Origin of the sequence: Nostoc cf. edaphicum LEGE 07299 (assembly GCF_015207245.1) — a bacterium.
GTDB classification, from domain to species: domain Bacteria; phylum Cyanobacteriota; class Cyanobacteriia; order Cyanobacteriales; family Nostocaceae; genus Nostoc; species Nostoc edaphicum_B.
This window is the reverse complement of sequence record NZ_JADEXF010000042.1, coordinates 1-10263: the sequence shown is the minus strand read 5'-3', so window position 1 is coordinate 10263 and position 10263 is coordinate 1. Positions and strand designations below refer to the sequence as shown.

Sequence of the window (10263 nt, the reverse complement as noted above, 5' to 3'; positions counted from 1 at the left end):
TTATAATTCCCTGTTTGAGGGAAACAAACTGATAAATTGAGAAATCACGGGGTTCAATTCCTCAAATCGGGGGGTTTAATGGGAAGAGATATGGTTGCGTTTGTTTTTGGGAAGTATCTATTTATCGACAAATAAAAGAGAAAGGAGGAGGGCAACAATGCAAGAATTTAATCAGCTAAGAGATAGCCACGGAAGATGGTCTAGTTTACCAGGAGGTAAAACTAAGTTTTTACAAGCTATTAAACGTCCTAAAAGACTTTTAATTAAAGACGAAGAAGGAGTTCCTTCTATTTATCCAATCAAACCTCAAGATCACGGGATTAAAAAGGCTTTACTCGAACGACCTTTTATTGCAGATACGCCAGTAAATCTTCAAAAGTTAATAATAGACATTCTTCAGACAACAACAGAAAGGAATGTAAGGGATCTGATACTAACAGCCATGAGGCAGATGAAATGGGAGACAGAGCTTTTTACCAAACAGCTAGAAACACATATTGCAGAAGCAGAAATCAAAAATTTAGTACTAACCGAAGCAGAAAGAGAAAAAATAAAACAAAGAGACGGATATACTTGCCTATGTTGTGGAGCCAATATCAAGGGGAAATTAGAAATCGACCACATTAAACCATTTTCTATGGGTGGTAAAACATTTATAGAAAACTCACAAACTCTGTGTTTTATTTGCAGTAAATGTAAAGGCAATAATGAAATAGATTTTCGGTGCAATACAACAAAATTGAGCATTCCTAAAAATCTGGATTTATCATTTAGAACAGAAAGCCAACACCCTAAAAGAACTTTAAAAAGAATAGTTAATTTATTTTATGATTGCAACGCAGTTTACGATATTAAGTAGGAGGTATATACTTACACTTACACAATATATTTGTACCCTAATAACAATCCTGAATGGTTGCTTCAACATAAAGTAGAACTTCTCAAATACATTCAAGATAGGCTTGGTGGTAGTGCTTTGAATATTGAAGTTACTACAACTGAATAAATGTATTGAAACCTTGGTTAACTAATTGTGAATCAGTGATCCAAATAGTTGTAGGCTATGGATCGCAGGGTCTACAGTCTGGCAATGAAAATCAATCGGCATGGGCGCGCCAAAGTTCTCACCCAACAAGAGATACAGCTAATTTTCAGCGATGGCTTAGACAATGACCGCGATCGCGCTTTGTTTGGTGTCTGCTTGTTTAGCGCTTGCCGAATTCGAGAATGCTGTACCCTGTTCACCCAAGACATTTACACCCCCAAGGACAATGTTAGACCCCGGCTGGTGATTCGGAAAGCAAACACGAAGGGGAAGCTGGCTACTAGGTCAATCCCAGTGATTGAAGACTTGTGGCGGTTGCTCACTGAATACTACCCACTGTCCGGCGAGATTTATTTGTTCCCCGGTCGCTGTGATGGACACATCAGCGAAGACTCAGCCTCTAGGATTTTGAGAGGAGCTTGCAAACAAGCTGGGATAATCGGCGCGAGTACTCATAGCTTTAGGCGCACAGCACTAACGCAGATGAGCAACGCACGTATTCCATTGCGGGTTATTCAGGAGATATCAGGGCATCGGAACTTGGAACAGTTGCAGCGTTACTTGGAAGTATCAGACGAACAGGTATTGGGAGCGGCGGCGAGTTTGGCTATGCTGTCACCAGTTGGGGAATCGTTATTAATAGCAGAGGAGGCTTCGTCAAAAGCACCAGCAAACAGATTTACGAGGGAAAAATGAAACAAGAAACGTTCACTATTTTGTCGAATGTGTACACACAACTACAGCAGATTGCAGCACAATTGTACACAGCAGCAGAAGTAGCACTGCAAAACGATGATTTTGACGATGCTAGTTTACTTCAGAGTAGAGCGGATAAAATTTATGAAGAGGCTGAAAATCTGGATGCCTTGATAATTGAACTGGAGGGCGAATGAAAACTGTAGAACAATTAAAAACTCGTATTCAAGAACTTGGTAAACAAGCTGCACAGTTCAGTCAGCAAGCAGTTGAAATTAGTCAAAGCAACCGTGAGCAAAGTAAAACTTTAATGCAACGAGCCAAAGAAGCTAGTAAGCGTTGTCAATTGTTGATACAAGAGCTAAAAAGACAAAACAGTTAGTAGGTATATTGATTCACCAGCTTTACAGAAAAACAGACCAACCGCCATGTGCATAAAATGTCGGGAAATGGTATGACGACATCGAGCTTAAACAGATGCACAACAAGGATTTAGAGCGTGTTACACAGGTCGAAATTAATTCCTTAAGTGGATGCCTATGACTGCCAGTCTCCGATACCATCCCAGCATTGGTTTATCTCTGTGCGGTCGTAGTCGGGAATCTTCGAGGCAACAAAAAAAACAAGGGGGTGTCACAAAAAAACACTTATGTAGCAAGCATTTCAGCCATATTTCCCAAAGTTGAAAATTTGGGGATGCAATACCTCTCAGGGTGGGCAGGGTCAAAAACTTCGCTCCTGTTGTCCCCTTCCAAGTAGTCATCTTGTTGAGGCTTGCGACTATCCATATATGGGAGGATGGTTGAAAAAACTATTTCCCAATAAGGCTTATCGATTTCATATTCCCGTTCCCAGCCTCCGCCGACTCGCTTATTTTCATTAGTGGTCAGCACCCCCAGTTTCGCTAAAATCAATCCCACAATCTCTGCGTCAGACTGTTTAAATCCTTCTTTGTCCTTCTCAAATTTGATTTTGATACTTAGCCAGCTATCCATAGCCTTATAGTTAGCTCTTGCAGTCTTAGCGATAAATTTTGCCCAATCACTGCTCTTGCTGTAGTTATTCCCAGCATTAAGAAAAGCGAGAAATTCTGGGATTTGAAGCTTCTTAAGCAGCTCTCGTTTTTTCAAAAAATGTGACCTATCCGTGACGATGGGGTTCAATTTTCTATCGCGCATTTCAAATGCAATCGCACTTTCATCATCTGTTAAAAGAATATGTAGAAGCGTCAGCCCCGTAGTGATTTTACGGGTACGTTCAAGCTTTACTATCCCTGCGTCAATTGGTATTCCTAAAGTCTTTGCTAGTCGAGTTTTGTAGACTTCCCGTTGCTTCTGCTTGTCGAGGTTTCCTTTTTGGCGAATAGCATCAATATATTCATCATCAGTTAAAACTCTCGCCTCTGCTTTAGCAATATCTTCTTGCGTTTTCAGTTCAGACTTAGTAGCTTTGTGAGAAGATAGTACGCCGTCATTCTCTGTTTTATCCTCTGAATCATCAAGGAATTCTAATTCATATCCTGCATCGGTTAATCTGTCTACTAATGTTTGATACGGATTAGCTCTACTAGCATTACTTCGAGCGTTAATTACTCCCCATAGTTTGAGAAATGCTTGGTCATATTCATCAAATGTTCCGTCAGGGTTGGGGTAAAATCCTGCTTCGATTAATTGGCTGATATTGTCACAGAAGTAAGTGTTAGATTCGTTATTTTTATTAATTAGCTCTAATACTAATTGGTCAGCATCAATTTTAAAGTTGCGTTTCTTAGTATCGCAAAAAATTTCTGAGTCGCAATCAGGACGATATCTAGAAAATTGTTGGCACTGGTCACTTGCTGCAAACACATCACCTGTAAAGATGCCGAATCGTTTATCGTAATGCGGTCTTGATAAGTCGATGCCAGTCCCCAAAGTACCTGTGTAAAAGAGGTTGTTGCTTTTGTAGAGCGAGTCAATGTTTTTGATGTACTCTCTTATCTGTTCTTCTTGTGAATTTTCACCGTGAATTATGTCTGTTGATTTGCGAAATTCATCATTTAAAGTACTTTTTTGAAGTGCGAGTAAGTCTGATTTGTTTTCAAAAGGTGCAATGATTTTTTGACCGTCGGATAAAGACTCATATAATCTTTTGAGTGTTGCCCCTTTGTCGTTGCTAATTTTTATCTTCCTTCCCAATCCTTGTTTTTTGGTGTGGTGGATGATAAAAGTTTTCTCTGGTTCCCTGCCTACCTTATCAGCATTCCTAATTGCTTCTATAAAGTCTAATGTTGCATCAGATAAATCAGCATCAGCAAAGATAATATACTCAGCATTACTGATAAACCACACAAGTTTACGGAAGTAAGTCATCCGTAAATTACCCTTAAGGTTTTTATTGTTTACGAGACTATTTAATATTTGCTCAATTTCATCTAATACAAGTACATATCGCTGTTCTAAATAATTTTCTGTTTTGAGCAATGCACCGACACTAATATCAGTTATTGCGAGTCTGTCACATCCTCCCATACCCCACTTCTGCTCTCTGGCTAGATGATGATGCGTTAGCCCGTACTTCTCAGAGGTATTGAAGAGTAGTCTATTTAAATGCCCAATCTGGATGACTTTGTTATACGGGTACTGCTTAATCAGACTTGCTATTAGATGCGATTTGCCTGTTCCCCAGTCCCCTTTTATTCCTATTAATCCCCGTGGTAAGTCTTTAAGTTTAATGTCAGGAAAATAGCCAATATTCACTAATATGTCAGCCTGTGTAGCAAATGAATGTCGGGCTACTTTGTTCCGTTTCGCCTCATAATCTACAAAGTAGTCATCTTTAGTTTTTTGATAGTCTTGTTTCTTAGTGCGATCGCATTTTGTCCATGTCTTATCCCACAATGGATCGCCTGCATCCTGGGCAAGTTGGCGGAATGCAATCATCACATCTTGGGCACTATCACCCGACTGGCATACGATTGTTCCCCGTGGGTAATTGGGGTCATCGTATGCGATGTGTAGGTTATCCTCACTCCCAGAGCTACTACCGTGATATGGGCATTGGCAAGTATGCCAGTGTTGCCTTCCCCCTTGTTCGCCTGCATGGGAATATCCAAAGCCATATTTACGTGCAAAATATTCCGCTTCTGTTTCCCCAGAATCCACCCCATGCAGCTTAAGAAATTCGTTGTTGCTATTATCAATTAAGTCAAAATCATATTGAGATTCATAAGAAAGTTTGGCACTTTCTATAGGGTCAGTCCATGCACTCTCTGAAGTGCGATCGCATGGTTTCCCTGCCTTCTCCCTTTCACGTAATTTTGCAAGTATTTGCGCTCTTTTTAATAGTTCTGTTACTTCACTGTCATTGCATCGTCTGAAAATATCAGGGTTGAATTTCTCGTGCGAGTAGTTTACCCCTTTCTTTTTTTGATTAAGCTTGGAATTCATAAATTGATAGCCGTTAAATCGCTCTTTTGAAAAAAGTTTGATGCCTTCCTGCACTGCGAATTGTTCAAAGGCATCATCAAGTTCTTTTAGTGTATATTTGTTCTCTGGCTCATAATGAATTAATTCGCAAGTAGTCCATTCAATCTCAAGCCCTCCAGGTACACAATAATCCTCAATTACCTTTACATGGTCGAACCCAGCTAATCGCATTAAGCGAGGCAAATCTTTGATACTGGGGTCTGACCCCATGTAGTAAGCCCGTTTCTCTTGATACTCTTTCCAAATATCAAGATTTTTATATTGGTCAGAAGTTAAGTTGAGTACGTCATAAGTATGGCTACTTCTGCGGGTTGTGATTATTAATGTTGGGCGAAGAGGGAATGAGTAAATCTTTTTTCGCCGTTCTTCCTTTGTGCCTTTGTCGTGTTCAAAGAAGTTTGCATAAAATCTATTGACAGCATTGTTGCTTCTGCCCCCATTGACATTATAAAAAATGCCTCTCTCTTGTGGTAGAATAGGTTTAAGTTTTTTCTGTTGTTTGATTCCTTGTAAAGCCTTAGCAAAAAGGCATTTGGGGTCAGGCAACTTTTTTTTGCGTGTTTAACAATAAAAAAGTTGACTGGTGTTGGGGGCTACGCACATAGGTTATTGCGTTCTAGGTACTCCAGCACGGCATAACGTAGTATGTGCTGCACTTTCATATCGTGCTTGTTTGCTATCTTTTTTAGATCCACTCCTATGGGCTGGCGGAAGGTAAATTGAGTATTCATATCTACCGTGAGTTTTTCAAATTTCTTTTTTGGCATGGCGAAAAAATCTTCTGACCTGTTTATATTTTTACTCAAGTATCACTCAATGGCAATAGCAATTGCAAACAAGATTGGGATTTAATCGTTATTTTTATTTTGTCGTGTACTTATTTAGCAAGGCTCCTACCTATTAGTTTCTATTAATAAATAATTTTAGAAAATAGCCAAGCTCTTTACACTTTGTTGATTCATTCCTATTATTAAATGCATTTTGATGCTCAAATATAGAGCCTAAATGTTGTATTCTCCCCGTGGTGGGTGGGTGGCCAGTCAGGATGCAAGCGATCGCATGACTGCAAATGTTCCTCTACATCAAAAATTCAGGGACACTAATATTAGTCAAGACCCCTGCATAATGTTTAAAAATGACTTCTGGAGAATTACCAACCCACCGCGCCACTTGTTGTACTGGGATACCACGCTCTAAACACTCTGTGATGAACGTGTGTCGAGCGTTGTATGGCGGTCGATATCGTGCTATTTTCCCCTCTTCTACAAGCTGACTAACCACACCTTTATAGATTTTCTTCCCAGACCTACAGCCTCTCCACACCTGGTTTGTGAACTTACTAGCATCTATCAAGCCACCACGTGGAGATGGGAATACAACACCGTCATGCGCTAGCTCGTTGGGGCGAATATCCAAGAGTAAATTTTTTAATTGTTCGTTACATGGAAATCGCCTAGATTTATGAGTTTTGGTGTCTTTACGAATTTTGAACCGTGTGTCATAACTTTCAACAATTAGAATCTCCGCACAATCAGTTTTAATGTGGTTCCATTGAAGTGCGATCGCTTCACCAGGACGACACCCAGTCAAGAATAGGAATTTTACAAACGAGACATAGTGCTTGTACTGGTTGTGCGCTTCAAATGCCTGGATGATGCTGTTCATCTCATCCTTATTGAAAGGGTCAATGGCACTAGGAGCCTTACTTTTTGACTGCTTAACATCACCCGCTAGCCCATCAAAGGGATTAATGGGTAGTAGATGCGATCGCACAGCCCATCGACAGCAGGCGGATATATATGTGAGGACGCGCTTAGTTGTCTCTGAAGAAAATTTAGCCAAAAGATAATCTCTTATCTCTATAGCATTCCGAACATCTTTAGTTGGGAGCGCTCTAATATGGTTAGCGAACTTCCGAACGTAATCCTTTTCGTAAGTTGTTTTAGCTAACTGCGATCGCATAAATTCGCAGTACCTACCCCAAAGCTTGTCTAGGTTCCAAACCCAGTCCTGGGCTTGCAACAAAGGAGAACCCCCAGTCTTATATTTGTTCAAAGTCCAATCTAAAACACCTTTGGCTATATCCTCTTCTATCGCCCATGCAACAACCTGTGCTTTTTTCTGATTCTCTGCCGTTGAAACTAATCCAGTGCTGAAATATCTGGATGCACCTTTAGCTACACAAGAGGGAAGCCTTATGCGAAAAAAACCACGGAAAGATTCAATACCAACTGTGCCCTTTGACACTCTACTCATAGTAAAACCTCGCAAAAATAATGATAGCTAATAGAAGAGAAACAGCTATCATTCTCTAACGAGGATTTGGTATATCCCTGTAAGAATTTATTGAAAAAGCCTATTTTGCCAAGGTTTGGGACTTACCCCTCACTACCTCTTAGAACTTTTGCAGACCTCTGCCTTACCACTTGGCTATGCCGCCACAGCAAGATTCCCTGAACTACTTTAATGTTGCTAAGGTATCTTAGTAGCCAGAGGGTGCTAGTTAAACCATGATAGCATAGGAATCTGAGGTAGAGATAGTAGGTTAACTGGATGTTTTTGGTAGTCTTTGGGCGATCGCTAAAAAGTGGCGCTTACAAGTTGACTACACCACAGACCACTCTTAGCAGATTAAAGAGAGTTTTAGGTTGTAACTCCTCACTCCTTACTTGTTACACCTTTACTTCATCGGCAAAATTACTCCAACGCACAAAGTGAAATGGGCCGGCGATAGAACCCCAGAGACGTTCATCGGTGTCTAAATCTCTTCCCCGGTCAAGGCTGAAAAATTCTTTAGCATCAATCTCAAATTCGTTATCCAGATAAGTATTTTTGCCGTCACGAACCACTATGCAGCCTTTACCAGGTTCAACTCTGCCTTTGAAGCTCTTACCTGTCCATTCTACAATCATGTTGCAGCCTGACATTTTTTCCAATTGATCGACAGACAACTCTTTGAGGCGTTCGGGTTCACGAGATGCACCGTAAAATTTTTGTTCTTCTTTAACGGTGTAGTGTTCAATAGCAATATGGTTTTCTGCCGGAATCAACTTCATTACCCGCATCCGGTAGGGTTGATTGAGCAAAAAATCATAAGCTTGTTCGAGAAACAAACTTACCCCTGAGAACAACTCTAAGGGAAGGGGACGGATACAGACGCGGATATGGGCATAAAAAGGCGGATTTTCAAAAGCTTGTTCTTGATTGCTAAAATCAGCTGCCATCAAGCGGGCTAAGGTGGCGATATCAGTAGAATGAGTCATTACAAAACGATCGACTAGTTGCTTAAATATTATCTAGGATTATTTTGACACTCCCCTGACTCAAAAATCCTAGCTGCGATCGCAATTTTTAAATTATATTTAGGATAGATTCTGTGACTGAAGAAAATTAGGCTGCTTCAGTACAAGTTAAACTGCTGACATCTTGTACTTAATAACTAGAATTCGTTAAGCATTTATTTATACAAAATCTGCACACTGTGTTTTATCTGTATGCTGAAGCCACATAGCTCTCAGGTAGGCTTTTCTTGTAAAGCTGGAGAAAAGCTGGAGAATAGTTAGTCAATAATAGGCATGGGGATAATTGCTAATTATCTCATGTAACTCACTCAAGGCAAAGTAAAGTACCCATGCTCAGGCACTTAATTGCGATCGCTACTGCCACTATACTCTTTAGCAATTCCTTAACACTGGCACAGACTAAACCGCCGAAACCACCTGATAAATTTCCTCCCAGCCCTCTAGAGATTACCACACCCGATCCACTGTTACCGCGATCGCTCAAGGATAAACAGCCGTTAACTCCCCAAGAACGGCAAAAGTTAGAACCAGCGTTAGATGCCTTAAATCAAGAAGCGGCGGCGAAATTGCAAGCAGGTGAACAAGTTGCGGCGTTTGAAATTTGGAACCGAGAATTGCGTTTGCGGCGCTTTTTAGGTTCATTAGCAGAGGTGCAAGCATTATCACGAGTTGGGGCGATCGCTTGGAAGCTAAATGACGGACAAGAAGTACAATATATTACCGAACGATTACAAGCGATTCAAAAACAAGCCCAATCTCAGAAAAAAAACGTCCCAATCGATCTAGAATTGTGGCGATCACTAGGTGAAGCTTACAAAAATGTGCGATCGTCTAAACTGGCTATAGAAGCTTACAACCAAGTTTTGCTAGTAGTGCGACAACAAAATGATCGAGCAGCGGTATTAGCAACCCTCAAAACACTTGGAGAACTGCATTTGAGTTGGTTTGATTATCGCAAAGCTGCGCCAATCTACGAGGAATTGTTGAGTTTAGCTACATCTGTTGGCGATCGTGTAAACGAGGTAACATATCTGCAACAATTGGCTTATATTTACGAGCAGACAAGCCAACCACAGCAGTCATTGAATGTACTTAACAAACTAGCAGAAATTTATGTCAATGAAAATAAGCTTACAGAAATACCAGAATTAAAGCTAGCGATCGCTTCAGATTATGAATCTCTAGCTAAGAAAGATCCTAACTTACTGCTAGAAGCTTTTAATAATTATCAAGAAGCTTATACCACTGCTTGGCAATTAAAGCAGTATGTTCGAGCTGGTGATGCTTTGCAGAAGTTAATTGCGCTGTATCGTTCTCAAGGGCAAACAGAGGAGGCTTTACAGGCTAGCGAAATTCTGGTGCAGATACAGGCGCAAGCTGCCAACTTTTATGGAATGATGCAAGCTTATGACCAAATTGGGCAATTGTATCTAGAACGCAAAGAATTTCCTCAAGCATTAACAGCTTTTCAACAAGGGTTAAAACTGGCGCAACAACTCAAACATGAAGAAGCATACTTTACTGGACAAATTAAAAAACTGTCGAAAGCAAATTAACTGAAATTTCTGCGATCGCTTAATAGTCATTGGTTATTTGTCATTGGTCATTAGTGACTTGTACTGAGTTTCGACACTTCGACAAGCTCAGTGCATCGCTGCGCGGTAATCGAGCGAAGTCGAGATTCAACTACCGCATAGTCGTTGGCGTGGTAACAGAGCGTAGTCGTACCCCTCCGGGGAAGCAAGCTACGCGC

At 40.6% G+C, this 10263-nt stretch carries 8 protein-coding genes; 5 read left to right on the top strand and 3 right to left on the bottom strand.

From position 1 onward, the window contains the following. Positions 1-157 precede the first annotated feature (157 nt). The 4 genes from IQ229_RS02295 (at position 158) to IQ229_RS02280 (ending at position 2123) form a co-directional block, all read left to right on the top strand. Positions 158-859: an HNH endonuclease gene (locus IQ229_RS02295; RefSeq protein ID WP_194040907.1), complete on the top strand. Its 702-nt coding sequence runs from the start codon at positions 158-160 to the stop codon at positions 857-859. Between the two features lie 231 nt (positions 860-1090). After that, entirely contained in the window at positions 1091-1741 is a 651-nt protein-coding gene (locus IQ229_RS02290; RefSeq protein WP_194040909.1) for a tyrosine-type recombinase/integrase, read from the top strand. Then, the gene (locus IQ229_RS02285) at positions 1738-1938 is read left to right on the top strand and encodes a hypothetical protein (RefSeq protein ID WP_194040905.1); all 201 of its coding nucleotides are present in this window, start codon (positions 1738-1740) and stop codon (positions 1936-1938) included. Before IQ229_RS02290 ends, IQ229_RS02285 begins: the two co-directional genes overlap by 4 nt. Next, complete coding sequence (locus tag IQ229_RS02280; protein ID WP_194040903.1) at positions 1935-2123, top strand: hypothetical protein; 189 nt, start codon at positions 1935-1937, stop codon at positions 2121-2123. Before IQ229_RS02285 ends, IQ229_RS02280 begins: the two co-directional genes overlap by 4 nt. A 265-nt stretch (positions 2124-2388) precedes the next feature. Here IQ229_RS02280 and IQ229_RS02275 read toward each other — a convergent pair whose 3' ends face one another. The 3 genes from IQ229_RS02275 to IQ229_RS02265 all read right to left on the bottom strand — a co-directional run bounded on the left by IQ229_RS02275 (position 2389) and on the right by IQ229_RS02265 (position 8471). Then, the gene (locus IQ229_RS02275) at positions 2389-5754 is read right to left on the bottom strand and encodes a plasmid replication protein, CyRepA1 family (RefSeq protein WP_194040901.1); all 3366 of its coding nucleotides are present in this window, start codon (positions 5752-5754) and stop codon (positions 2389-2391) included. A gap of 531 nt (positions 5755-6285) precedes the next feature. Beyond that, positions 6286-7464, bottom strand: a complete 1179-nt coding sequence (locus IQ229_RS02270) for a site-specific integrase (protein ID WP_194040899.1) — start codon at positions 7462-7464, stop codon at positions 6286-6288. A 416-nt stretch (positions 7465-7880) separates the two neighbouring features. Beyond that, the gene (locus IQ229_RS02265; RefSeq protein WP_194040897.1) at positions 7881-8471 is read right to left on the bottom strand and encodes a chromophore lyase CpcT/CpeT; all 591 of its coding nucleotides are present in this window, start codon (positions 8469-8471) and stop codon (positions 7881-7883) included. Between the two features lie 368 nt (positions 8472-8839). Here IQ229_RS02265 and IQ229_RS02260 point away from each other — a divergent pair, with 368 nt between their 5' ends. Then, positions 8840-10066 carry a tetratricopeptide repeat protein gene (locus IQ229_RS02260; RefSeq protein WP_194040895.1) on the top strand — a complete coding sequence of 409 codons (1227 nt, stop codon included), beginning with the start codon at positions 8840-8842 and terminating at the stop codon, positions 10064-10066. Positions 10067-10263: the final 197 nt, after the last annotated feature.

Excerpts from the sequence above, each read along its gene's own strand:
- IQ229_RS02295 (WP_194040907.1), top strand. The coding sequence starts at position 158 with ATGCAAGAATTTAATCAGCTAAGAGATAGCCACGGAAGATGGTCTAGT.
- IQ229_RS02265 (WP_194040897.1), bottom strand. The coding sequence starts at position 8,471 with ATGACTCATTCTACTGATATCGCCACCTTAGCCCGCTTGATGGCAGCT.
- IQ229_RS02270 (WP_194040899.1), bottom strand. The coding sequence starts at position 7,464 with ATGAGTAGAGTGTCAAAGGGCACAGTTGGTATTGAATCTTTCCGTGGT.
- IQ229_RS02280 (WP_194040903.1), top strand. The coding sequence starts at position 1,935 with ATGAAAACTGTAGAACAATTAAAAACTCGTATTCAAGAACTTGGTAAA.
- IQ229_RS02260 (WP_194040895.1), top strand. The coding sequence starts at position 8,840 with ATGCTCAGGCACTTAATTGCGATCGCTACTGCCACTATACTCTTTAGC.
- IQ229_RS02290 (WP_194040909.1), top strand. The coding sequence starts at position 1,091 with ATGAAAATCAATCGGCATGGGCGCGCCAAAGTTCTCACCCAACAAGAG.
- IQ229_RS02285 (WP_194040905.1), top strand. The coding sequence starts at position 1,738 with ATGAAACAAGAAACGTTCACTATTTTGTCGAATGTGTACACACAACTA.